At 40.9% G+C, this 24106-nt stretch carries 23 protein-coding genes; 10 read left to right on the top strand and 13 right to left on the bottom strand.

What is annotated here, in order from left to right:
- The first annotated feature begins 8 nt into the window (after window positions 1-8).
- Complete coding sequence (gene rfaE1 / locus BN3283_RS02600; protein WP_059025546.1) at window positions 9-956, top strand: D-glycero-beta-D-manno-heptose-7-phosphate kinase; 948 nt, start codon at window positions 9-11, stop codon at window positions 954-956.
- A 57-nt stretch (window positions 957-1013) separates the two neighbouring features.
- Here the strand turns inward: rfaE1 and pdxT are convergent, their stop codons facing one another.
- From pdxT to BN3283_RS02585, 3 genes are all read right to left on the bottom strand, one after another.
- On the bottom strand, window positions 1014-1586 hold the full coding sequence (pdxT, locus tag BN3283_RS02595; RefSeq protein ID WP_059025545.1) for a pyridoxal 5'-phosphate synthase glutaminase subunit PdxT: 573 nt from the start codon (window positions 1584-1586) through the stop codon (window positions 1014-1016).
- 114 nt (window positions 1587-1700) lie between these two features.
- Complete coding sequence (gene pdxS, locus BN3283_RS02590) at window positions 1701-2570, bottom strand: pyridoxal 5'-phosphate synthase lyase subunit PdxS (RefSeq protein WP_041502562.1); 870 nt, start codon at window positions 2568-2570, stop codon at window positions 1701-1703.
- A gap of 238 nt (window positions 2571-2808) precedes the next feature.
- Complete coding sequence (locus tag BN3283_RS02585; protein WP_041502561.1) at window positions 2809-3678, bottom strand: sigma-70 family RNA polymerase sigma factor; 870 nt, start codon at window positions 3676-3678, stop codon at window positions 2809-2811.
- 323 nt (window positions 3679-4001) lie between these two features.
- Between BN3283_RS02585 and rpmH the strand changes: the two genes are divergently transcribed.
- The gene (rpmH, locus tag BN3283_RS14245) at window positions 4002-4160 is read left to right on the top strand and encodes a 50S ribosomal protein L34 (protein WP_082027580.1); all 159 of its coding nucleotides are present in this window, start codon (window positions 4002-4004) and stop codon (window positions 4158-4160) included.
- 14 nt (window positions 4161-4174) lie between these two features.
- On the opposite strand, the gene BN3283_RS14240 is transcribed toward rpmH, so the two are convergent.
- Together BN3283_RS14240 and feoB are read right to left on the bottom strand one after the other, a co-directional pair.
- Window positions 4175-4315: a FeoB-associated Cys-rich membrane protein gene (locus tag BN3283_RS14240; protein ID WP_082032877.1), complete on the bottom strand. Its 141-nt coding sequence runs from the start codon at window positions 4313-4315 to the stop codon at window positions 4175-4177.
- Between the two features lie 44 nt (window positions 4316-4359).
- Entirely contained in the window at window positions 4360-6822 is a 2463-nt protein-coding gene (gene feoB, locus BN3283_RS02580) for a ferrous iron transport protein B (RefSeq protein ID WP_059025760.1), read from the bottom strand.
- Window positions 6823-7154: 332 nt separating this feature from the next.
- On the opposite strand from feoB, the gene BN3283_RS02575 reads away from it, so the two are divergent.
- On the top strand, window positions 7155-7886 hold the full coding sequence (locus BN3283_RS02575) for a hypothetical protein (RefSeq protein WP_286137470.1): 732 nt from the start codon (window positions 7155-7157) through the stop codon (window positions 7884-7886).
- Here the strand turns inward: BN3283_RS02575 and BN3283_RS02570 are convergent.
- From BN3283_RS02570 to BN3283_RS02560, 3 genes are all read right to left on the bottom strand, one after another.
- Entirely contained in the window at window positions 7883-9022 is a 1140-nt protein-coding gene (locus BN3283_RS02570) for a GNAT family N-acetyltransferase (RefSeq protein WP_059025544.1), read from the bottom strand. The genes BN3283_RS02575 and BN3283_RS02570 overlap by 4 nt on opposite strands.
- A gap of 23 nt (window positions 9023-9045) precedes the next feature.
- Window positions 9046-9939, bottom strand: a complete 894-nt coding sequence (locus BN3283_RS02565) for a DUF2156 domain-containing protein (protein ID WP_041502558.1) — start codon at window positions 9937-9939, stop codon at window positions 9046-9048.
- Between the two features lie 87 nt (window positions 9940-10026).
- Entirely contained in the window at window positions 10027-11766 is a 1740-nt protein-coding gene (locus tag BN3283_RS02560; protein WP_041505575.1) for a thiamine pyrophosphate-dependent enzyme, read from the bottom strand.
- Between the two features lie 136 nt (window positions 11767-11902).
- Here BN3283_RS02560 and BN3283_RS02555 point away from each other — a divergent pair, with 136 nt between their 5' ends.
- Entirely contained in the window at window positions 11903-12961 is a 1059-nt protein-coding gene (locus BN3283_RS02555) for a class I fructose-bisphosphate aldolase (protein ID WP_041502557.1), read from the top strand.
- A 147-nt stretch (window positions 12962-13108) separates the two neighbouring features.
- Here BN3283_RS02555 and BN3283_RS02550 read toward each other — a convergent pair whose 3' ends face one another.
- The 3 genes from BN3283_RS02550 to BN3283_RS02540 all read right to left on the bottom strand — a co-directional run bounded on the left by BN3283_RS02550 (window position 13109) and on the right by BN3283_RS02540 (window position 15021).
- Window positions 13109-13486, bottom strand: a complete 378-nt coding sequence (locus BN3283_RS02550) for a VOC family protein (RefSeq protein ID WP_041502556.1) — start codon at window positions 13484-13486, stop codon at window positions 13109-13111.
- An 11-nt stretch (window positions 13487-13497) separates the two neighbouring features.
- Window positions 13498-14202 (bottom strand): MBL fold metallo-hydrolase, encoded by a 705-nt coding sequence (locus tag BN3283_RS02545; RefSeq protein WP_059025543.1) that lies wholly within the window; start codon window positions 14200-14202, stop codon window positions 13498-13500.
- 129 nt (window positions 14203-14331) lie between these two features.
- Entirely contained in the window at window positions 14332-15021 is a 690-nt protein-coding gene (locus tag BN3283_RS02540) for a response regulator transcription factor (RefSeq protein WP_041505577.1), read from the bottom strand.
- 365 nt (window positions 15022-15386) lie between these two features.
- Between BN3283_RS02540 and lepB the strand changes: the two genes are divergently transcribed.
- Window positions 15387-16241, top strand: a complete 855-nt coding sequence (gene lepB, locus BN3283_RS02535; protein ID WP_041502553.1) for a signal peptidase I — start codon at window positions 15387-15389, stop codon at window positions 16239-16241.
- An 18-nt stretch (window positions 16242-16259) separates the two neighbouring features.
- Here the strand turns inward: lepB and BN3283_RS02530 are convergent, their stop codons facing one another.
- Together BN3283_RS02530 and BN3283_RS02525 are read right to left on the bottom strand one after the other, a co-directional pair.
- Complete coding sequence (locus BN3283_RS02530; protein WP_041502552.1) at window positions 16260-16958, bottom strand: response regulator transcription factor; 699 nt, start codon at window positions 16956-16958, stop codon at window positions 16260-16262.
- A gap of 27 nt (window positions 16959-16985) precedes the next feature.
- Window positions 16986-18353, bottom strand: coding sequence for a sensor histidine kinase (locus BN3283_RS02525; protein ID WP_059025542.1), 1368 nt, complete (start codon window positions 18351-18353; stop codon window positions 16986-16988).
- A 109-nt stretch (window positions 18354-18462) separates the two neighbouring features.
- On the opposite strand from BN3283_RS02525, the gene BN3283_RS02520 reads away from it, so the two are divergent.
- From BN3283_RS02520 to BN3283_RS02500, 5 genes are all read left to right on the top strand, one after another.
- Window positions 18463-18759 carry an NVEALA domain-containing protein gene (locus tag BN3283_RS02520; RefSeq protein WP_059025541.1) on the top strand — a complete coding sequence of 99 codons (297 nt, stop codon included), beginning with the start codon at window positions 18463-18465 and terminating at the stop codon, window positions 18757-18759.
- A 28-nt stretch (window positions 18760-18787) separates the two neighbouring features.
- On the top strand, window positions 18788-19843 hold the full coding sequence (locus BN3283_RS02515) for a BF3164 family lipoprotein (RefSeq protein WP_147625528.1): 1056 nt from the start codon (window positions 18788-18790) through the stop codon (window positions 19841-19843).
- On the top strand, window positions 19830-20393 hold the full coding sequence (locus BN3283_RS02510) for a peroxiredoxin family protein (RefSeq protein WP_041502549.1): 564 nt from the start codon (window positions 19830-19832) through the stop codon (window positions 20391-20393). The genes BN3283_RS02515 and BN3283_RS02510 overlap by 14 nt, the downstream gene beginning before the upstream one ends.
- A complete protein-coding gene (locus tag BN3283_RS02505; RefSeq protein ID WP_059025539.1) occupies window positions 20374-22275 on the top strand; it encodes an O-antigen ligase family protein in 1902 nt (633 codons plus the stop codon). Before BN3283_RS02510 ends, BN3283_RS02505 begins: the two co-directional genes overlap by 20 nt.
- A gap of 156 nt (window positions 22276-22431) precedes the next feature.
- Window positions 22432-23919, top strand: a complete 1488-nt coding sequence (locus tag BN3283_RS02500) for a glycoside hydrolase family 10-like protein (protein WP_082667050.1) — start codon at window positions 22432-22434, stop codon at window positions 23917-23919.
- The last annotated feature ends 187 nt before the right edge of the window (window positions 23920-24106 follow it).

Genomic DNA, 24106 nt, shown 5'->3' with positions numbered 1-24106 from the left:
GAATTATCGTGGATTTTTCAAAATGTAACATACTGATCGTCGGGGATATTATGCTTGATAAATACTATTTCGGGAAGGTCGAGAGGATCTCCCCCGAAGCCCCGGTTCCCATCGTAAACATTGTCTCAGAAGAATCCCGTTTAGGAGGAGCTTCCAATGTGGCGAACAACATCAGTAGTTTGGGAGGAAATGCTTTTCTTTGCGGTGCTATCGGACATGATCTCTTCGGAAAAGAAATTGAACGGATGGGTAGACAAAAAAATATCCGGACTTCATTTATCAAAACCGAACAACCCACGATCGCCAAGGCCCGGGTAATCGGAGGACTCCAACAAATTGTCCGCATTGATTACGAACAAAAATTACGACTGAATGAAAGAGGATACCATCAGCTAAAGGAACTAATTTCAAAATTAATAAAAGAAGTCCACTTGCTGGTTATCTCCGATTACGGGAAAGGATTTATTTCTCAAGAGATCTGTTCTTTTCTTATTCAAACGGCACAAGAACACCACATTCATGTGATCGTAGACCCCAAAGGACAAGAGTGGGAAAAATACGCCGGGGCCGATTTGATAACTCCCAATGTAAAGGAATTGGGTGACATCACAGGCAAAACGATAAATAACGACGACAGAGAGATCGAAATCGCCGGAAAAACGATTCTTGCCCGTTATGGCCTTTCCGCGCTACTCGTGACAAGAAGTGAAAAGGGCATGAGTCTAATCAGCAGGCAAGAGACCATTCATATCCCGACTTATTCACAGGAAGTTTTCGATGTCAGTGGAGCGGGCGACACGGTTGTTGCCACTCTTGCCTTAGCCCTCTCTGCAGGAAAAGATATAAAAGAAGCCATGTATATTGCCAATGTGGCCGCAGGGATCGTAGTTACCAAATTGGGTACGGCAACCGTGACACAAGAAGAGTTAAACAAACATCTTGGAAAAAGTTGCTGAACGACAATTAAATATAAATAAAAAGAGGTTATCCGATAAAGAATAACCTCTTTTTTATTACGCTTGAATCATAGATACTAAATACTTATGAAATTCCGAATGATCGGTCAGTTCCGGATGAAAAGAGGTCACCAACATATTCTTTTCCTGAGCTGCCACCATATGCCCGTCTATTTCACAAAGGATCTCAACCCCTTTTCCGACCTTCGTAATATAAGGAGCCCGAATAAATACCAAGGGGATCTCCTCCTTTCCGACTTTAGGAATTATCGTGTTAGTAGAAAAACTATCGATTTGACTACCATAAGCATTACGTCGTACACTGATATCCATAGTAGCTAAATGAGTAACCGAATCGTTAACCAACTCCTTAGCCAACAATATCATTCCCGCACAAGTTCCCCACGTGGGCAAGCCCTCTTTTATTTTTTCCCGTAAAGGCTCCATTAAACCAGTCCGATTCAATATTTTCCCCATTGTCGTACTCTCCCCGCCCGGTAATATAATGGCATCGATTTCATTCAATTGTTCGGGGTATTTTATAATTACAGGTTCTTGTCCGATTTTTCGGATATGCTGTTCATGTTCTATGATAGCCCCCTGAAACCCTAATATTCCAATTTTTTTCATCTTCCCTAACTTTTAGCCTCCCCTATTGTGTCTATTCAGCCAGAAACAAAGAAGAATTTCAGGGATCTGAAAACTCGTTTCCCCGAAATCCTTTTCCATTTCCATTCTTGCAACTTACCAGCCGCGATCGGCATATTTATTTTCCAACGTATTAATCTCCAAGCCAGACATAGGTTCACCCAAATTCTCCGATAGTTCGGCCAATTTAACCGGATCGTTATAATACGTAGTAGCCAACACGATTGCCTTTGCCCGTTTAGCAGGATCTCCCGATTTAAAAATACCGGAACCTACAAATACCCCTTCACATCCCAATTGCATCATCAAAGCGGCATCAGCAGGAGTAGCGATACCACCGGCTGCAAAATTTACTACAGGCAATTTCCCGTTTTCATGTACATATTTCACAAGATCGTACGGTGCTCCCAACTCTTTAGCGATAGACATCAAAGCCTCTACCGGCGCACCTTGTACCATCTTTATATCATTGTTCAACTGACGCATATGTTTCACAGCCTCCACTACATTACCCGTACCAGCCTCTCCTTTGGTACGCATCATAGCCGCTCCCTCACCTATACGTCTCAAAGCCTCTCCCAAATTACGACATCCGCATACAAACGGAACTTTAAAAGCAGTTTTATCCACATGGTATAAGTCATCAGCAGGAGTCAACACTTCACTCTCGTCAATGAAATCAATACCGATAGCTTCTAATATTTGAGCTTCCACGAAATGTCCGATTCTTACTTTTGCCATTACAGGAATAGATACGGCTTGCTTTATTGCTTTTATCATATGCGGATCCGACATTCTGGCAACACCACCATCTCTACGAATATCCGAAGGCACTCTTTCCAATGCCATCACGGCACATGCACCGGCAGCTTCAGCAATCTTTGCCTGTTCTACATTGGTAACATCCATGATTACCCCACCTTTTAACATCTGTGCAAGGTTCTTGTTTAGTTCATACTTTCCCATAAGGTACGCGTTTTATAAATTACTAAAAAATTACATATCGCCTTTGTTTTCCCTTTCAATATTTCTTTAAAAAGGATTCATAATGGCGAGCAAATATACGGACTTTAGTTTATAATAAAGTAATTTCTCTTTATTTTATTATCAATCTCAAACTACAAAAGGTCCGTAACTATCAAATAGATAAGAAAACAGCATGAAATAAGAAAGTATTCACTTGTAATTCAGATACTCGTATGCATTACAGGAAGGTTTTCAATCGTTTGTTCCTACAGGTCGTTTTTAGTCGTTTGATGGCCTTTGATTTAATCTGCCGTACTCTCTCACTCGTAAGCCCGAGATGGTTTCCGATCTCCTCTAAAGACATGGATTGAAATCCTCCCAATCCATAATACATCCGAATAATCAAGGCATCCCGATCTTGAAGAATGGCAAGAGACCTGTCTATCTCCGTTTTTAAAGAATCGGCATTCAGTTTCTGCTCGGCTTCCGGAATTACATTATCACCAGGAACAAATACATCATACATGGTCACGGCATCACTTTCCGAAGAGAGGGGTGCATCCATGGAAATAGGTTTGCCGGATATTTTGAAACTTTCCCTCACCTCTTCCGGGGCTACATCCATCTGGGCAGCAATCTCTTCTACCGTCGGTTCACGTTGATACTCCTGTTCCAAACGAAAGAAATAGCGATTGACCTTGTTGATGCTACTGATTTTATTAAGAGGCAAACGTACTAATCTGGCATTTTCAGCGATAGCCTGCAATATAGATTGACGGATCCACCATACAGCGTAAGAGATAAATTTAAAACCTTTAGTCTCATCAAAACACTCTGCCGCTTTGATCAAGCCCAGGTTTCCTTCATTTATCAAATCATCCAATGCCAATCCATGATTTTGGTATTGCTTCGCCACAGAGACAACGAAACGCAAATTACTCATCACCAGAATTTCACGAGCTTCTTTATCACCTGAACGAATTTTCTTGGCTAACATAGCCTCTTCATCGGGTGCAAGCATTTCTATCTTTCCGATCTCTTGCAAATACTTCTCAATCGAAAAAGATTCTCGGCCCGTAATCTGCTTACTAATCTTTAACTGTCTCATAGCACAATCGATTATTGCTTTAAAGTTAACAATCTAATTTTAATAAAAAAATATATGTCTATTTTTTTCTCCATCTATACGGTATACGGCGGAATGGCAACTTTGTTATAACAATCGGAAATCTTTATCAGGTCTACGGATGCTATTTTCTGATTCCATTAATTCTTCCCATTGATGAACATACATTTTTCTTCATATCTTAAAATGGGGCTGAATTATTACATTTGCACATTTCAAATTTTACTGGAAATCTTTGGAGCTATCAAAAAATTCGCTACTTTTGCAGTCCGAAGTGAGAAAATAATAACATAAGATAATTCGCAATGAAACGGACATTTCAACCATCCAACAGAAAAAGAAGAAACAAACACGGTTTCAGAGAAAGAATGTCTACCGCTAACGGTAGAGCTGTATTAGCCCGAAGAAGAGCTAAAGGAAGAAAAAAACTTACTGTATCTGACGAACACAGACACAAAGCTTAATATAAAAGCTGCTTTTACAAGCAGCTTTTTTTATGTTTACTACATCCGCAACAGCCCCCTTCGCCTTTTCTGCTTTTCTTTATCAAACGATATATACCTCTTCCCAACGCAAAGATTGCCACGGCAATAATAATATACGTAAATATCAGTTGCATACCTTATTTCATTTTATCTCTTTATACGTAAAAAAATTACATCATTACATAAATAGATCCAGCATCTGTTTCAACACGAAACAAACCACCCAAGCCAACACAATCGTGTAACCCATCACAAAAATAGCCCATTTATAACCGATTTCCTTATCAATTGCTATCAAGGAGGCAAAACAAGGCAAATACAGTAAAACGAAAACCATAAATATAATAGCTTCCATTGTGGTAAATCCCTCTTCCTTCAATTTTACTTCTAAAGAGGAAGCCGAGGTATTATCATCGCTTTGGTATAGAACAGCCATCGTGCTCACGACAACCTCTTTCGCCGCTACACCGGTAAGCAAACTTACTCCGGCCTTCCAATCAAATCCTAACGGAGACCATATCGGTTCCATGGCACGTCCCATCCGACTGATATACGAATTTTCCTGACGCTCACGAATCTCCTGACGATGCAAACTCTCCAGTTTAGCTGTCTTCTCTTTTTCCAACCGTTCCGCATCTCCTACCTCTACCAACACGTTTCTATCATACGCGGCCTCGACTTCGGCCTTCTGGATTTCATATTCCTGCTGAATTTTTTTATCGATAGGAAAATAGCCCAACGCCCAAATCAAAATAGAGGCGAACATGATAATTCCCCCCATCTTTTTTAAATATTGCTCTCCTTTATTCCACATGTGAATCAAGGTGGTCCGTAAGGTCGGCATCCGGTAAGGCGGTAACTCCATGACAAAAGGAGCTTCTTCCTTATAAAAAAACAACCGTTTAAACAATTTGGCCATCAATACCGCCATCACTATGCCGAAAAGATAAATACCGAAAAGTACAATAGCGGCATATTCCTCAAAAAATGCTCCGACCAACAGAATATAAACCGGTAATCTTGCGCTACAAGACATAAGCGGATTTATCAATATGGTTAATATCCGGTCATTTCTATTTTCCAAGGTACGCGTAGCCATTATTGCCGGTACATTACATCCGAAACCCATAATCAAAGGGATAAAACTTTTTCCATGCAATCCGATCTTGTGCATGAGCTTATCCATGATAAAAGCCGCCCGGGCCATATATCCCGTATCTTCCATAAAAGAAATGAAAAGGAAAAGAATCAATATATTCGGCAAAAAAACAATTACACCTCCGACACCTCCGATAATTCCGTCTATCAGCAAATCCTTCAAAGGACCGTGCGACATCGTGTCTCCGACAAAATCCCCTAAAGCCCCCACTCCGGACTCGATCCACGACATCGGGTATTCCCCGAGACTAAACGTGGCAAAGAAAGTCAGAAAAAGAAATAATAGAAAAATCGGGAAACCAAACAGCTTATGTGTCACAATCGCATCAATATACTCGGTCTTCCGCCGACGATTGACAGGGCTCTCCTTATAAGTTTCTTTCAAAGCCCCGGAAATAAAACCGTACTTGGCATCCGTCACGACCGCCTCCACATTTTCCCCGTACACGGCCTCGATACGAGCGGATTGTTCCCGGATAATCCCCAGCAAAGACTCCCTGGGCCCATCCCGGGTCACAAATTGTAGAGCTTCCTCGTCCCTTTCCAACAGCATCAACGCCATAAAACGGGGAGAGGCTTTATAAATCAGATCCTTTTCCTGTTCCAACTCCGTTCGAATAGCCACAATTCCCTTCTCTATCTCTTCCCCGTAATTGATATGAATATGACGTACCGTTTTACTTCTCCCTTCGTATACCTCAATCACTTCCCGTAACAACTCCTTAATCCCCCGTCCTTTCGCCCCCACCGTCGGAACGATAGGCATTCCTATCATTTCTCCCAACTCCCGGTAATTAAAGATTGCCCCGGAACGCTCCAATTCATCATACATATTTAAAGCAATTACGCTTTTTACATCCATATCGATCAATTGAGTCGACAAATAAAGATTACGTTCCAGATTAGAAGCGTCTACCACGTTAATAACTACATCCGGAGCCTTATCCATAATGTATTCACGAACAAACTTCTCCTCGTTGGAATAAGCAGAAAGAGAATAAGTACCGGGAAGATCAACTACATTAAAATGATATCCTTCAAAACGTAAGCTGGCCTCTTTAGCCTCTACCGTAACCCCACTATAATTTCCCACATGTTCGGAAGAACCGCTGATATAGTTGTACAAAGTTGTTTTTCCCGCGTTGGGATTTCCGACAAAAGCCACATTAATATTTTTATCCCTACCCGTCCAATGTTTTGCCAACGCATCCTCGACCTCCGTTATCTCTCCGGATATGCCGACGATATCTACAGCTTCATCAATGGATACGATCTCAATAAAGGCTGCCTCTTTCCTACGTAGAGAGACTTTGTACCCCATAATAGAATATTCGATCGGGTCATTCAGCGGAGCATTCTTTATCGCTTTAACCACTTTGCCCCGAATAAACCCCATCTCGTTTAAACGTTTCCGGAAAGCACCATATCCTTTCACTTTTACAATAACTGCACTTTCTCCTGTTTTTAATTCCGATAACAACATAGTCACATATAAAAATAGTACGCACTCCCCAACTCTCATCTTTCCAATCGGGCAAAGATAATTATTTTATTTTTATTCTTTCTAAATAAATATAAAAATTACAGGCTCCCCGTAATATTGACAATTTACAATCTGATTATCAATAATCGAAACGGAATAATATTTTTTCGTTATCTCTTTCCAGGTAAAAAACTCATCCTAAACCAGAAATCATAGAAAGGAAACAAATAAAATCGACAAGAAGCCGTTCACTATTCATATAAATACGTTACTTTTGCGAAAGAATAGCAATTGTTGTAATGGAGAATCAAGAGGAAAAACAGTGGAACAGCATGAATGACCTACTTTCTAAAATAGGCTCCCAGCTAAACATCTTAGAAGAGGAAATCGATGTGGATATACAACATACTTATATGGGAATGCTGGAAAAATTGCTTAAAAACGAAAAGAGTTTTAAAAGCTTATGCAAGCGGGCACAAGAAAAAACGGATCGTCTATTTGACGAAACGGTAGATGAAAAAGAAAAACAACAGATGTTGATTGCTTTGGCCACAATAGACGACATTGCCATTTATCGAACTATTGAAACTTTTCAGAAACAGGATTCCAAGCTTAAAAAATGGGCCACCGTGGCTCTCCAACAATCCCGGATGTTAATTCAATCGACATTAATGGATGAATCGACCGTATACGTGTCCACCGGCTTAGGAGGCCAAGGTTCCCTCCTGCGCTATTTCTGCGTCTATTTAGCCAATGACAATACTTTATTAAAATCATTCCAGTACGACATTGCCAGAAAAGAGACGGAATTGGTCATTACGAAAGCACAAGGAAAAATAGAAGAATATGCATTTTTCGACAAATACATTACCTTCACTCTATTATTACCGATAGAAGCCGAATTAAAAGAGATATTCGAATCCATCATTGATGAATGCAATACTTACGGGCATTTTCTAAAAGAGAATATAATCATCACAAACGTGAAGAAATTAACTCCCCAAGAGATTGATCACTTTCTCGATACGCAAGCACAGAAACAAAATCCGGCACAACCGCTCTAATCGAGCATTAAACTCATATAAGGACGACGATGTTCAAAAACAGAAGTTTCTCCAGCAATGCGGTCCGGATGATATCCCAATAAAAGAGAGGTCAATTCGGCCACATCTACTTTTATAGGAACAAAATTCTGAAGCCCGTAACCTTCTTCGCAGCTTCCCTTTCTCACGGTATATATTCCTGTGTTCTGGGCAATCTGTTCATCGGCCACCTCTACCACGAAAGATTTCTCCGGATAACAAACAGCATACAATTCAAGCATTTGAGGAACATCTATAATCCGAGCCATCCCATAATGTACCTGCTGTTTTCCATGAGGCAACTCTTTACATTCGATACGTTTCACTCCCCAAATTTGTCGTATTTTTGCCAATAAACCATTTTTTATTATCTCCGAGTCGTAAAACCAATCATTCACCCGGATCTGTTCTTTCTCCTGTAAAACAAAAGCCATCCCCACAATCCGACGAATCGCATCCCGGGCAACCAACAATTCACCTCCACTCAGGCAGAGGTCCTCGAGTATACACTCAAAATCCTCCCTGGTATGTTGCACGCAACAAGCCCGAGCCCTCATGCGAGAAGCAAAATAATCGTACAGATCCGTGTCTCCTTCAAGTAATTTTTCCGGGAACTCAAAATCAATATTGTCCGGCAACACTCCCGCCTCTTCCCCGTAAATACCCCAAGTATAATCAAAAACAGGAGCATATCCCAAACGACGATAATAATCAAACAGCCATGCCTCTTGAGGAATTAAGGTACTCATCACGACATTTCGCTTTCCCATCTCCTCGAAAGCCCTCAAAAGAAGCCGTTTCATAATTCCTTCGTTCCGAGCTTTCGCTATCGTACATGCACCCGAGATATAAGAAATATCTATACAGCTACCGGCGTAAGTCATAGGGTAAGGCAACATCTGCAAAGCGCCCAAAGCTTCACCTTCCACAATACGATACAGCAGCGTATTTTCCCCCTTGTACTTCCTCTCAAAATACAATTGAATAAATTCTTCCGTATCCTCGAAACAATCCTTCCACAAGCGGATGACCTCCAACCTCGATAATTTATCTTTTGCCAAAGAGATCATCCCCTCCCGGTATTTCCGATTGACGATATTTTCCGAATCCTGCTGCATATCTTCCTCCTTGTTTTTACTTTCTATTTAACTAACTCGGCAAACCCCTTTTCAAGCAACATCACCGGACGGTAAGAGAGTTTTGCCTTCCGCAACCCGGGTATTCCCAAATCCTCTTCCCGGTTCAAATAGATATACTGTTCCGGCAAATGGGATGCAAATTCCTGGTTAATCATATTATAAGCACCTTCAATCCGCGTATCCGCTTTTTCTATGTGAACAGCAAAAGTATCATGGGTGACCGGAACGCCATAAGTGAAAGCAACAATCTCTCCATCCACCCAAAGAGCTCCTCCCGTGAGTTCCAGTTCTTCAAAATGACGTAAAGCAAAATTCAGGGCTTTCCTTTCATTTTCCAAGCTCTCGGATTCATCACAATCATGCTCCTCGCACCATTTTTCCTCCAACTCCAAGCAATGCGGCACTAAATCCGGAGTTAACGGAGTATATTCGTATGAATACATCCGCTTGAATTTATTGACATGATTTCGTTTGGCCTGGAAATTTTTTCCTCTTAACTCGGCCAAATCTTTTCTCCAATAGATATAATCAAAATAATCCCTGTCCAATATATACTCGAAGCGCCCCGGAAATTCCCTGTTCAACCACTCCTCCATGCGAGGAAATACACCATGTATTCGTAAGGGATGTCCTTCCACCTTCGCCTGTTCCTTCAATAGCCCTATTACAGCTTTAATATCCCCTCTGCCTACCGGCATCAGATAGACAACCCGCTCTTCGTCGAGAGTAAAGCGTATCACCAAACAATCGTCCACGATAGCAAAACAGCTGTCGGTCAAAAATTGCCAACTGCACAAATTTACAAACGACAAATTACAATCTCTGTTGTTATCAGGTAATAAATAGGAGGTAATTACCTCTTTGTCTTCTATTTTTATCGGCTTAAATTGTATCATAAATCTATTTACTATTCTATTTCCAAACACGAATATAATATGCTTTTCGATACAATTTTCTTTTTATTCCAAATATCATACTTTCTATCACAACAATCCCTTCACGTGATGAATATTGGACTGAATCGTATCAAAAACTTCCTCTGTCCTGCCGTTTATCATCAACTTGTACATGGATTGAGCAAACCCTATCATCTGTCCAATCTCTATTTTAGGCGGCATAGCCAAAGCATTAGGGTCGGTCATTACGTTAATCAAAGCCGGTCCGTCAAACCGAAATGCCTGCTCGAATGTCTCTTTAACCTCTTCTGGATTTCCTACGGTATACGCAGCCATCCCCATTGCCTTCGCCACCGTCGCAAAATCAGGATTCAACAAATCCGTCTGCCAATCCGGTAACCCCGCGACTTCCATCTCTAACTTCACCATTCCCAGTGCTCTGTTATTAAAAACGACCACTTTTACGGGTAACTTATATTGGACGATCGTTGCCAAATCACCCAATAACATGGAAAGTCCTCCATCCCCACACAAAGCCAACACCTGACGCCCCGGATAAGCCAATGCAGCCCCGATAGCCTGTGGCATAGCGTTAGCCATCGAACCGTGATTAAAAGAACCTAACATCTTCCTCCCTCCTGTTGCCTGCAAATAACGTGCCCCCCAAACACAAGTCATTCCCGTATCGACTGTAAATATGGCATTTTCGGTGGCTAATTCATTGATCACCGACATCACGTATTCGGGATGAATTTCATTCAAATTTCCTTTATTTTTGACATAAGCAGCCAAATCCTCCTTAACTTCGGAATACCTATCCAATTGTTTTTTCAAAAACGAATCATCCTCTTTTTGAGTTATAAAAGGTAATATAGCTTGTAACGTATCCTTTACATCCCCACAAAATCCCATGGTCAATTGGGCACGACGTCCCAAACGAACAGGATCTATGTCGACTTGTACAATCTTATTTTTTTTAGGCATAAAAGCGGCATACGGGAAATCAGTTCCCAACAACAACAAGACTTCAGCTTCATGCATACTATGGTATCCGGAAGGCATACCTAATAACCCGGTCATACCGACTTCATTGGGATTATCGTATTGTATTTCCATCTTGCTTTTAAACGTATAGGCAACAGGAGCATGCAGCAATTTCGATAATCGAACCACTTCGTCATGGGCCTCCTTTGCTCCCATACCACAAAAGATGGTCACTTTTGAAGAGGTATTCAACAAAGCCACCAAAGGTTCCAATTCACTATCCGAGGGAAAAACTTTCGAAAAAGTGGGAAAAGAACGAACGGAAGAGAGCACCACTTCCGACCCTGCGGCCGAAAGATCGCCGGGAAGCCCTAAAACGGCCACTCCTTTACGGGATATTGCAGTCTGTATAGCAGATTGCAACATTCTGGGAAATTGTCCGGCTGTCACGGCAATCTGATTATAATAACTGCAATCCTCAAATAATTTCATGGTATCCGTTTCCTGAAAATATTTCATCCCAAATTCCGAGGTTGCCATAGTCGAAGCAATAGCCAACACGGGAGTTCCCGATCGATGGGCATCGTACAGCCCGTTGATTAAATGTACGTGTCCGGGACCGCTACTTCCGGCACAACAAGCCAATTGCCCGTTCAATTGAGCTTCCGCTCCCGCGGCATAGGCTCCTGTTTCTTCATGTCTTACCTGTATCCATTGTATCTTTCCGTTACGTCTGACAGCATCATTGATCTCGTTCAAACTATCCCCCGTAACGGCATATATCCTTTGTACTCCCGCCTCAACCAACGTTTCTACTAATTGTTCAGCGATTTTTTTTGACATACTTCTGTAATTTAAATTCATATTTTTCTTCCCGATAAAACGTATTCTTCACCAAGAATGTTCACATATTTCAAGAAAACCTTTCAATGGAAAACAACGTTTAAACAACAAAAACAAATCAAAAAATATAAACACCATGAACACGAATGAAATAAGTAATCTGTTAGGTGATCAGAGCGAGTATTATTTAGAACATACTTGCAAGACCATCGAAAAATCATTAATACACGTACCCTCACCTTCCGTAATTGAAGATTTATGGGTAACATCCGACCGAAATCCAAAGACATTAAATAGCCTGCAATCGATATTCTCACACGGACGTCTGGCAAACACGGGGTATGTTTCCATCCTTCCTGTCGACCAGGGAATAGAACACTCCGCGGGAGCCTCTTTTGCTCCCAACCCGCTCTATTTCGATCCGGAAAACATTATAAAATTAGCCATAGAAGGCCATTGCAATGCCGTAGCCTCGACTTTCGGAGTCCTGGGAAGCGTAGCTCGAAAATACGCCCATAAAATTCCTTTTATCGTAAAAATAAATCACAACGAATTTTTAAACTATCCCAACACGTACGATCAAATTTTGTTCGGAACTGTCAAAGAGGCCTGGAACATGGGAGCCACGGCCATAGGGGCCACGATCTATTTCGGATCGCCCGAAAGCCATCGCCAATTGATCGAAATAGCCGAAGCCTTCGCTTACGCGCATGAGCTGGGAATGGCAACCGTACTGTGGTGCTATCTACGAAACAGCAATTTCAAAAAGGAAGGAACGGACTACCATCTTTCAGCCGATTTGACCGGACAAGCGAACCACCTGGGCGTGACCATCGAAGCCGACATCATCAAACAAAAACTTCCTGCCAACAACGGAGGATTCACAGCTCTCAATTTCGGTAAAACCGATGCCAGAGTCTATTCCCAACTCACGACAAAGCACCCGATTGATCTTTGTCGTTACCAGGTCGCCAATTGTTATATGGGTCGTATCGGTCTGATCAATTCCGGAGGGGAGTCCAAAGGAGAATCCGACTTAAAGGAGGCCGTAATCACGGCCGTCGTAAATAAACGAGCAGGAGGAATGGGACTCATCAGCGGCCGGAAAGCATTCCAGAAACCCATGAGTGAAGGTGTCAAATTATTACACGCGATTCAAGACGTCTATTTAAACAAAAACATCACGATAGCCTGAAATAATTGTAGATTGAGGATTGTAGATTAAGAGACTACTGGATTGTGAATTTATAGTCCACAATCTACAAGCCCAATTACCCCTGTAATCCGCAACGAATCCTCCAATCTCCTAATCACTAAATCACGGAATCACTAAATCACAGAATCATGAAATCGGTAATATCTCGATCCAATACCCGTCCGGATCACTGATAAAATAGAGTCCCATTTCCGTGTTTTCATAACAAACACAACCTAATTTTTTATGAAAAGCCCTTACCTCTTCATAGTCTCCCTCCACCCGCAAACAAAGGTGAAACTCCCCTTCTCCCAGATCGTAAGGTTCTTTTCGGTCTCTCAACCAGGTCAATTCCAACAAAAAACGGGTTTTATCATCTGTGAGATAAACCAGAATAAAAGAATTATCCTTAGCCGTTTTTCTACGAGCTTCTTTCAAGCCAAGAGCCTGTTCATAGAAACGAATGCTCCGTTCCAGATCCGACACGTTTATATTAAAATGATCAAATCTACCTTTTATTTCCATAATTCCTTATATTAAAAATCTATACGTTCACCCTCTTTAGTCCAGGCGACAAAACGTATGCCCCGTACTTTCGCGTAAGTCCCGAAAGCAGCGGCACGACCATAAGCCTGATCAAAATGCATAGGTACAAACACATCCGTTTTTATCCGGTCTACAAATTGTTCCGCTCCCAACATATACTCCTTGCCTAAACGCGGATCCACCGGAAACATCGCTAAATCGACCGAAGAAGCTTCCAGCACCACCTCCTCCAATTCCGCTTTAAAATCAGCCTCCGCCTGCCTGGATTCCGCCAACGTAGACTCCTCTTTCCAATGCCAATTATTCAAATCTCCCGCATGAAAAATACGCTTCTCTGCCATGTTTATCAAAAAAGAGATACCGGCATCTGTCGAACCAAATGCCTTTACCCGTATCAAATCATCTTGATACACGTCCCCCTTCTCCAAAAATACAGCTTCTCGTTCTGCGGCCCTTCTTGCTTCTAAAATATCTTTTGAAAACAGGTAAAGAATATCAGGACGTATCGTTTTCCAACTCAACACTTCCGGGTTAAAATGATCCGCATGCACATGAGAACTGAGCACATAAAACGCCCCCGGACGAGTTAATAAAAATGAATGAACATCTGCCGGATCCCGATAATAATCAATAACAATCGTAAATCCTTCCCCTAAAACAGCAAAACCGCTATGTCCGATATAAATTAATTCCATCGTTCATGATTTATAATCCCGAAACAAGTAGACAAATATACCTATTTTATAATCGCATTCGACAATTAATACGACAAACTAAGCAATAAGTTCCGGAAACACAAGTCAATAAAAACAGTCACGAAAAATTTACCAAACCAAACAATATCCTTTTCGGGGAATAGTAGTAATACGAACAGAGGGATCTTTTTCCAAAATCTTTCGGATACTCATCATGTACTTATCCAAATAACGAGTATTCCCGGAAAAATCGTTTTTCCACAACTCTTTGATCATGTCTTCTTTCAATACGACTTCATTCATATGTTCACACAAGAGATATAGGATTTTAGCTTCCATAGGCGTTAAATGAATCTTTTCATTCGCAATGACAAGATGTTGCTCCACGTAACTGAACAAGCAATATTCTCCTATCCGAAACACTTGGCTGCTCTTTGTCCAGCGTTGTTGACGCCTCAATGCCGCACGAATGCGTGCATCTACCTCTTCCAACAAAAATTCTTTTCGAATATAATCGTCGGCACCAATATCCAATCCGGTTACCACATCGACAGAGCTTGCCAATGCACTAATAAACAATATCGGAACATTCTGATTTTCGGCCCGAATCAAACGGGCCACCTCGTAACCGTTCTTTTTAGGCATCATAATATCCAAAAGCACCACATCCGGATTGATTTTACGGTAAAGTCGCCAGGCCATTTCACCATCCCTGACATAGAATACCCTGTAACCCTGAAATTCTAAAAAATCTTTACACAACATCGCCGACAAAACATCATCTTCGGCATATAAAACACTAATCCTTTCCCTTTCCATTATTTACTTAGTTCGTGTACATACTCAGCACTTTAACGGCTTAAAGATACATCCTTTAAAAGACTTTTTTCATCCTCCTCCAACAGGCATTCCAAGCCTCCCCCAACTAATCCCTTTCCTTAAAACCTTACCCGACAAATTCTTATATCAGACAACGATTCACCATTCCCCTGTCTTATGACCCACTGAAGAACCGAAAAATCCTACATATTCACTACAAATTTGCTACACATCTCATACATGTAAAATAGGTCTATTTTCTTGAAAAGAGTCATAAATAACTATCTTTTCAGTACAATAAAACTCACCTTTTTCATTCCATTCAAAATTTATTATAAATTTGAAATTTCTATTTATCCATAAACATGAGACGAAGAAAACATTTTACCCCCTACTTGAAAGCGATCGTTATTGCCTTTTTCATTACGCTTTTACTTCGCCTTTTTGTCGTGGATTTTTACATGATCCCGACCGATTCCATGACTCCCGCTATCGAACCGGGAGATTATATTATGGTAAATAAACTTTATAAAGGAGCTCGATTTTATAAACAATTGAAATTCGAATCGGGAAAGACTCCGGAAACCTTTCGTATTCCGGGATATTCATCCATTCGCCGGAACGATATTGTTGTTTTTAATCTTCCCACTCCCCTTTTTTCGGATCAAATGGAAATGGACCTATCCCATTTTTATGTGAAACGTTGTATCGGCTTACCCGGCGATACACTTTCCATATCCAACGGGATATACACGGTAAACGGACAAACCGGATACGGAAACTTGCGAGAACAGTATCTTCTCTCCCATTACCAGGGAGAGTACCTTCCTGGAACATACCATACATTCCCCTTCGATACGACCTACGCGTGGACCATGCGCTGTTTTGGTCCCCTGTTTATTCCGGCTACAGGGCAAACCATTCTTTTAGATACCGTCAATCTCTCTCTTTTTCGCAGACTCATCTATTATGAAACCCATACCTCCCTCCATACCCGCCACGGGAAAGTTTACCTGAAAGATTCCATCATTACCCGCTACACTTTTCAAAAGAACTGGTATTTCATGGCAGGGGACAAAATCTTTAACTCTCGGGATTCCCGTTATATCGGATTGATACCGGAGGACTTCCTCATCGGAAAAGCCGTACTCGTTCTTTATTCTAAAGATCCGGAAACCCGACAAATCTCTTGGAAGCGAACCCTTAACCTTATCCGATAAAATCAGATAAGCCAGAAACTAACCGTTGGCTTCTCCTTTCTTAACCAAACAATATCCCACCCTCCAGGTAGTCGATATTTTCAGCGTCGGATCATTAACCAAAAGTTTTCGTATCCTCGAAATAAACTTATCCAAATAACGGGACGTTGCGACAAAATCATTTCCCCAACAGGCTTCCATCACATCCTGTTTCTTTACGACCTCATTCGCATGCTTTTCCAAGAAACGAATCAAACGCAACTCCAAAGGAGTTAGATGAATCACTTCTCCTTTTACAATCAGTTCACTCTCGACATAATTGAGCTTGGTGTATTCACTGATATAAATAAGAGAATCCTCTTTTTTACGATTCAATCCGGATATGCGCAATATGGACTGCATACGGGCTCCTACCTCATCTATCAAATACTCTTTCCGAATGTAATCGTTCGCACCCAACTGCAACCCCTCCACAACGGACCGGGAAGAAGTTAAAGAACTCACAAACAAAATAGGTACTTGCTCATCCTTTTTCCGTATCAACTTAGCAACCTCATAACCGCTCATTTCCGGCATCATCACATCCAACAATACGATATCCGGCCCCACCTCCTGGTATAGGCGCCAAGCCTCCGTTCCTGTACTCGCGTAATACACGTCATATCCCAGATTTTTTAAATAATTCCGACACATGTCCGCATACAAAGCGTCATCTTCCGCGTATAAAACCTTAACCATTTTTTTATCAATTAACCAACACTATATTTATTTCCCTATATCAGGCATAACAATAGTAAACGTACTTCCTTTTCCGACTTCACTTTCAACAAGCACCTTACCTCCGTGAGATTTTACCACTTGCTTCACGTAACTCAGCCCGACGCCGAAACCATGAACCTCATTTCCTTTCGGATTAGGAATACGATAGAAAGATTCGAAAATCTTATTCAAATACTCTTTGGGAATACCTCGTCCCTTGTCCGCAACTGAAATCTCAAAAGTTCCGTTCACCAATCTGCAACGAATAGTAATATCAGGTTTGTCCGACGAATATTTTATGGCATTGTCTACCAGATTACGAATTACATTGGGAAAATGTACCCGGTCTGCCCGGATTATTTCCCGCTCACAAGCATAATCCAAATGAATATCCGGAGAACGGTGATCCATGGAATATTCATACACGATCTGCTCCAATTCGTTTTTTAAGTTCAACTCCTCCGGTATCAGCATCAAACTCTTCCCGTTCTTACCGGAAACCAACATTTTCTCGGATAAGTTGGATAATGATTTGACCTTTATGCCAATACCGTCCAATAATTTCTTTTGATTATCCGACAAACCGTCAACATTCCACATATGAAACATTTTCAACGCGTTTAGCACAAACGCCAACGGCCCTTTAATTTCATGTACCATACTATAAACAAAATCTTCACGCATCTCGCTCAATTGTTTCTGCATCAGTATCGTTCTGATCTGGTAGACAAAACACCAAGTCAAAATCAGCATGATGACAATAGAAGCAAACAAAACCCCGCCCATCTGGACAAAGAAATATTTATAAGGAATATCAAAATAAGCGATCAATCCGTGGTTACAGGTTAGCCCCAATGTCAATATTGAAGATTCGATATACTTATTTACACGGGAATGTTCATTTTCAGTTGTCTCCAACACCACTCCCCCATCCATATCAATCAACTCCAAAATATATTTCTCATCTATACCCTTTTCCCGAAGATTCCCCGTGCATATGCTATCCAAACGTCTTATATTTTCAGCAGAATTTACGCTAACGATATCATAACAACATCTGTTGATTAAAGTTACATAATTATAATCGCCATCCACACTATATTTTATGGTATCTCTCATTCCATCTCTAACCATCCATACTTCTTTTCTATCATGAGAAACGCTAATCGCTGACAATTTTGAAGACAATATCTGATCATTTACAAATAAATTACTACCCTGTTCTACAGCTTCTGTCAAAATTTTATTTACATCTCTCTCGTATTCCGACCTTTGAAACTGAAAGAGGTTATATAGCCAGAATACCTGAAAAACAACAATACACACCATTGCGATTATCGAAATCGTCCACGTAATTTCAATACGCTTGTTCATAAAATATTATTTATTTTTAGCCACATCAAAAGTAACAATTTATTTTCCTGCCCCTACTATATTTCATTAAAAAGAAAAGCTACATATAGAACACAAAATCGGTACAAATATGGAACATTTTATTCATTTAAGTCTCCTAATTTTGTCTCATCAAATTAAAAAAAAAGTTATGAAAATTAGAATTCTCATTTTTACCGTCATTTTAGTACTTATTGGACTTATCTCCGTTAACCTGTCTGTATCAAAAGACAACGCATCAATAGATATATGTCTGGAAAACATTGAAGCTTTAGGTAGCGGAGAAGGAGGTAATACTGGCCATTGTAAAGCTGTAGGTACATTATGCTTAACTACAGACGGAAAAGGAAATGTTGTTTATTATCCGGGGTTAGCGGCTGAACCTTAATTCAGTTTCATTATTTAATTATCGAATTTTGAAAAAGATTAGTTATATCATATCGGTGATGATTCTTGTTTGGGGATGTGCAAACGAGATTCGTGAAATAAAAAAGGAGAATCCTCTGTTTAGTGAAGAAGGAAACGTCTCCATGCAAAAAGCAACGGGGATAATTGATTTGGAATCCATCGGGATCTTCAACCCCACCAAGGTAATTCGAAAAGACTCCTTGCTTATCGTGTTAAATCAAAACGGAGTGAATAAATTATCCATCTATAAATTAGACGGAACAAAGTTATTCTCCTTTTTACCGACGGGCACTGGAACCGCGGAAGGACTCTATTTCCTAACCATGAACATGGCTCCCGACGGGATCTTAACGGCTTATGATTTTGGAAACGACAAATTAGTGGAACTGGATATCAACCAGCGGAATGAGCCCGGGTTCGGCCCGACCTTTACATTGCTTTCTCCTACTCCGAAACACTTGAGCGTCGCCAAAAAAGGTTCGCTTATGTTATCCACGGGTACATTTTTAGAAGGGCGTTATTGCCTCACCCTCGATAATCATTCCGGCTACTTTTTAAGCTATCCGGAAACACCGGGCAAGGAAAACATGAGCGACTCTTTAAAAAGTATGTTATATGCCAGCAATGTAACCAAATTAAAACCAGACGGTTCCAGATTCGTGTGTGCGAACATGCAAAGCGGCATCATTGATATCGGTGCGATCCATGATAATTCGACTATTACCCGGATTTCCGAACAGAATTTATATGCACCCAAAGCCTCTACCTCATTAGCAAAAACCAAACCTGTCGTGTACTCTATCGACAATTTGTTCGGATTTTGTGATATAGAGGTTTCGGATGACTACATATACGCTTTATATTCCGGGAGAAGTTATCGTAACTTTAAAAACCTGGTGGGTTACGGAGAAAAAATTATCGTGTTCGATTGGGAAGGGAACCACGTGAAAACCTATCAGTTATCCGTACCCTTCACCAGTATCTCTTACAATAAAGAGGAACATGCCATATACGGTTTAACCAATACGCCCCAATCTTTACTCGTAAAGTATGCATTGGAATAGATCGTTTATACTGATTTCAATCGCACTGATCCTCTCCGGTTGTTATTCGAAAGAGGATCAGAACAAGAAAGTGGTACAGGAATGGTACGGGAAAACCGTCGTCATTCCCTCTTCCCTGAAACCTAAGGTGGCAGGAAGAGATACCACGATCTCCGCGAGCGAAATATTAGATAAAGACTATAACGTTCTTACTTTTGTTGATACGACCGGATGTACGGAATGCAATATGCGACTGTATGACTGGCGTTTGCTCATAGAAGAGGTAAAACAATACAGCAAAGAGATCAACTTTATATTTGTGATCCATTCATCCAATTTCGATGAGATCTCTGCCTTTGCGGTTAAGAATAAATTCAATTACCCGTTGTTTTACGATTATGACAATTCATTTGCCAAAGCGAACAAAAATTTACCGGCACAACCTGAATTTCAATCTTTTTTATTGGACAATGAAGGTAAGGTTATATTGGTAGGTAATCCGGTAAAGAATAAGTCTTTATGGAAACTATATAAGAAACAAATGGAAATTTATGATAAAAGTGATTCATAAGTGGAGTACATATGCCATTTTTATGATTTTCTTTCTATTGACAGCTACCGTGCTGATCATTGATACCAAAATCATTCATGGTGTTTCCGTGGCCAAGCAATTCTGGTTTTTCACCTTTTTGCCGGTCACAGGAATAATCGCTTGTATGCTCACGTTACGTAAATCTTTCTATTTTGCATGGAATCATATCACCAACTTAAATATGATTGTGATGACTGTAGTGATTACAGGCATATATCTTTCAACCAACACACACGAAGTGATGAAAACAGGAACCCTCCTGTTAGTAATCACTTCTTACTTTTATTTTCTTGCTCTTTTCCAATTAAATAAAACGACCGACATAACCTTTCATTTTACGTTAATCGCTTTGGCTTTTATCGAGGTCATTTGGGGATATTGTCAATTATACGCTTACCTACCCAGTCAGAATTCTCGGTTCGGCCTTACCGGATCCTTCGATAATCCGGGGCCATACGCGGCTTTTCTGGCTATTATCATGCCGTTCAGCCTGTATTGGACAATTCAATTAATCCAAAAATTGGGAGCCATCGTTCGACAAAAAGGCAGAAAAGGAAAGACGGAGGCGGACAATGAAATAGCAACCATTGTTCTTTTACTTTTCCTATCGGGTTCCACGCTTATCGGAACCATAACTATTCTCCCTGCCACAATGGCCCGGAGCGCATGGCTTGCCGGCATGGCAGGTTCATGTATCGTCCTCTTTTACCTTTTCAAAATAAAAGAAAAACTACAAAAGTTACATAAACAACATCCCAAAGGTTATCTAATCGTATTCATAAGTTTCATCCTGATGCTTTCTATTGCCTGTTATGGAATCTACAGGTTAAAAAAAGATTCCGCCGACGGTCGGTTACTGGTGTGGAAGATATCACTCTCTTCATTAAAAGAGCACCCGTTAACCGGTGTCGGCATTGGAAACTTTCCTGCCGCATACGGGGAAGCTCAGGCAAATTATTTCATGCAGGGAAATTCCTCTCCAAGGGAAAAATGGCTTGCAGACATTCCTGAATATGGGTTTAACGAATTTTTACAGATTGCCGTAGAAGGAGGTATCATAGGTATTGTTCTCTTTTTAATTTTGCTCTGTTCCACGTTATGGTACGGACTGCGTAACATCCGGCACAATCCGCATACGGTAGCCCCGATCGCTGCTTTTACAGCCTTTGGTTTTGTGTCGTTTTTTTCTTATCCGTTAAGCACATTGGCACTTGCAATACTTTTTACTCTCCTTCTCGCTCTCTGTAACACGTCACAGGTTCAGGTTTCATCCCGCAGAAAGCTCCATCCCGTCTTTATCTATCTTCTATTTTTAGGAGTAAATATCGGAATTATCTATCCGAAGTATCAGACGCGTCAGGCTTATGCCCAATGGGCGCAAGCTCAAAAATATTACGACATGAAAATTTTTGCCACGGCAGCAGAATCTTACGAGGCTCTCTATCCGATTTTAAAGGTTTATCCCGACTTTTTATTTGAATACGGGGATGCGTTATCAAAGACAGGACATTTGGATAAAGGTAACCGAATTTTATCGGAAGCTGCGCGAGGGATGGCCGATCCTATGATTTATAACCTGATTGGTAAAAACTACCAGGCCAAAAAACAATTTCATCGGGCGGAATACTACTTTCTTAAGGCACACTATTTGGTCCCAAACAGGTTGTATCCGCTCTTTCTATTGGCCCATTTATACCAGGAAATGGAGTTGCCGGAAAAAGCATTCCAAACAGCTCAGCAAGTCATCAATGCGGACGTAAAAATAAACTCCACGGCAACAAAGGAGATAAAGTTTAAAATGAAACAATTAGCAAAAAATATACAAGAATCTTCTTTTTTAACTGGTGTTTCACACCAGTAATGAGCAATTCTTGCTCGTACACCAACACACACCTTTGAATTTCAGGGAAAGAGCAGCCAGAGGGCGCTCTTTCCCTCTCTCCTTTTTTCGGGATGATTTGCATCGTCGTGATTATTCTCTATATTCGCGATAAATCTGATACTAAAAACCGCTTATATGAAATACGTTCGTCTGCTGATTTTTACCGCACTCGTTTCTATTTGCGTGGGAGTTTCCGCACAAGTCAAACGAGAATTCCGGGGAGCCTGGATACAAACCGTACACCAAAGCGAATACAGTCGAATGAGTATCGATGAAATGAAAGCTGACTTTATTCGGAAGCTCAATCTCCTTCAAAAATGCGGTTTCAATGCTATCATTTTTCAAATAAGGCCGGAAGCAGATGCCTGGTATCCTTCCGAGTTGGAACCATGGAGTCGTTTTTGTACAGGAGTACAAGGTAAAGCACCCGAGCCCTTTTTCGACCCCACAGCTTTTCTTATCAAAGAGTGTCACAAAAGAAATATGGAATTCCATGCCTGGTTAAACCCTTTCCGGGCCAGTACATCGGGAAACACGACTTTCGCGGAATCTCACGTCTACCATCAACACCCGGAATGGTTTGTAACCTACAATAAACAGACTCTCTTCGATCCGGGCATACCGGCGTGCCGGAAATTCATCTGCGAGGTAGTAAAAGACATCGTACAACGCTACGATATAGATGCCATTCATATGGATGATTATTTCTATCCCTATCCGGTAAACGGTCTGCCTTTCCCAGATGAAAACAGTTTCCAAACTTATGGAATTCCTAAAGGATATGCACCGGAGAATAAAGATGACTGGAGGAGGGAAAACGTAAACAGGCTCATACAAGCATTAAAACACACCATCGCTTCTACGAAACCTTGGGTACGTTTCGGTATCAGTCCTTTTGGTATTTACAGAAATAAAAAAAATACGCCGGACGGTAGCGGAAGCAATACAAATGGCCTGCAAAACTACGATAACCTGTACGCTGACATCACCCTTTGGGTTAAAAAGAAGTGGATCGATTACAATATTCCTCAAATCTATTGGGAAATAGGACATCCGGCAGCCGATTACATTACGTTAGCTCGCTGGTGGGATAAGCATGCACACAACGTTCATCTCTATATCGGTCAGGACGTGGCTCGTTCTATGAAAGCCGGAGATCTAACCCGCAAAATGGAAATCGAACACTCCCTACCCCATGTCAAAGGGCATTGTTTCTGGCCAGCTAACGAAATACTATGGAACAATAACGGAATTGCCGATAGCTTGCAACAAAATTATCACCATTATCCGGCTCTTATCCCGGCCTACACGCATATGTACAATCATCGCCCTAAAAAAATAGGCAATCTGAAAGCTGAAAAAAACGCACAAGGTTATACGCTAAGATGGAAAGTAAAAGGAGAACGGGAGAATCCGCAAGATGCCCAATATTTCGTGATCTACCGCTTCAAACGAGGAGAAAAAATAGATTTGGACGATCCGTCGAAGATCATGGCCTTCACCCGTTATACCGAATGCTATCTACCGATGAATGCGAAAGATATGAAATACCGTTTTGTCATCACTTCCGTTGATCGTTTCCACAACGAATCAAAAGGAAAAAAGATTACGCTCAAACATTAAACGGATCTTTACCACGGCTTTTTTTCTGTCTAATTTTACCTAAGAACCAACCTGTTCCTGCTTTTTCCGTATATATTCGTAACAACACGGTAATCATAGCTTGTTGGAAATTATCACGTATCTAAATACGAGAATAAACTTTTTACATTTAATATTGTCTTATATTCAGTAAACATAAATGTTTAAC

This window comes from Gabonibacter massiliensis, assembly GCA_001487125.1.
Taxonomy (GTDB): Bacteria; Bacteroidota; Bacteroidia; order Bacteroidales; family Marinifilaceae; genus Gabonibacter; species Gabonibacter massiliensis.
Note: the sequence above shows the minus strand (reverse complement) of the source record. Positions and strands in the feature narration are given on the sequence as shown.

Coding starts and splice junctions, on each gene's coding strand:
- lepB (WP_041502553.1), top strand. CDS start 15,387: ATGAGACGAAGAAAACATTTTACCCCCTACTTGAAAGCGATCGTTATT.
- BN3283_RS02505 (WP_059025539.1), top strand. CDS start 20,374: ATGATAAAAGTGATTCATAAGTGGAGTACATATGCCATTTTTATGATT.
- BN3283_RS02500 (WP_082667050.1), top strand. CDS start 22,432: ATGAAATACGTTCGTCTGCTGATTTTTACCGCACTCGTTTCTATTTGC.
- BN3283_RS02560 (WP_041505575.1), bottom strand. CDS start 11,766: ATGTCAAAAAAAATCGCTGAACAATTAGTAGAAACGTTGGTTGAGGCG.
- BN3283_RS02570 (WP_059025544.1), bottom strand. CDS start 9,022: ATGCAGCAGGATTCGGAAAATATCGTCAATCGGAAATACCGGGAGGGG.
- BN3283_RS02585 (WP_041502561.1), bottom strand. CDS start 3,678: ATGAGACAGTTAAAGATTAGTAAGCAGATTACGGGCCGAGAATCTTTT.
- pdxT (WP_059025545.1), bottom strand. CDS start 1,586: ATGAAAAAAATTGGAATATTAGGGTTTCAGGGGGCTATCATAGAACAT.
- BN3283_RS02540 (WP_041505577.1), bottom strand. CDS start 15,021: ATGGAAAGGGAAAGGATTAGTGTTTTATATGCCGAAGATGATGTTTTG.
- BN3283_RS02525 (WP_059025542.1), bottom strand. CDS start 18,353: ATGAACAAGCGTATTGAAATTACGTGGACGATTTCGATAATCGCAATG.
- pdxS (WP_041502562.1), bottom strand. CDS start 2,570: ATGGGAAAGTATGAACTAAACAAGAACCTTGCACAGATGTTAAAAGGT.
- rpmH (WP_082027580.1), top strand. CDS start 4,002: ATGAAACGGACATTTCAACCATCCAACAGAAAAAGAAGAAACAAACAC.
- BN3283_RS02550 (WP_041502556.1), bottom strand. CDS start 13,486: ATGGAAATAAAAGGTAGATTTGATCATTTTAATATAAACGTGTCGGAT.
- BN3283_RS02510 (WP_041502549.1), top strand. CDS start 19,830: ATGCATTGGAATAGATCGTTTATACTGATTTCAATCGCACTGATCCTC.
- BN3283_RS02575 (WP_286137470.1), top strand. CDS start 7,155: ATGAATGACCTACTTTCTAAAATAGGCTCCCAGCTAAACATCTTAGAA.
- BN3283_RS02520 (WP_059025541.1), top strand. CDS start 18,463: ATGGAACATTTTATTCATTTAAGTCTCCTAATTTTGTCTCATCAAATT.
- BN3283_RS02565 (WP_041502558.1), bottom strand. CDS start 9,939: ATGATACAATTTAAGCCGATAAAAATAGAAGACAAAGAGGTAATTACC.
- BN3283_RS02530 (WP_041502552.1), bottom strand. CDS start 16,958: ATGGTTAAGGTTTTATACGCGGAAGATGACGCTTTGTATGCGGACATG.
- BN3283_RS02545 (WP_059025543.1), bottom strand. CDS start 14,202: ATGGAATTAATTTATATCGGACATAGCGGTTTTGCTGTTTTAGGGGAA.
- BN3283_RS14240 (WP_082032877.1), bottom strand. CDS start 4,315: ATGCAACTGATATTTACGTATATTATTATTGCCGTGGCAATCTTTGCG.
- BN3283_RS02555 (WP_041502557.1), top strand. CDS start 11,903: ATGAACACGAATGAAATAAGTAATCTGTTAGGTGATCAGAGCGAGTAT.
- feoB (WP_059025760.1), bottom strand. CDS start 6,822: ATGTTGTTATCGGAATTAAAAACAGGAGAAAGTGCAGTTATTGTAAAA.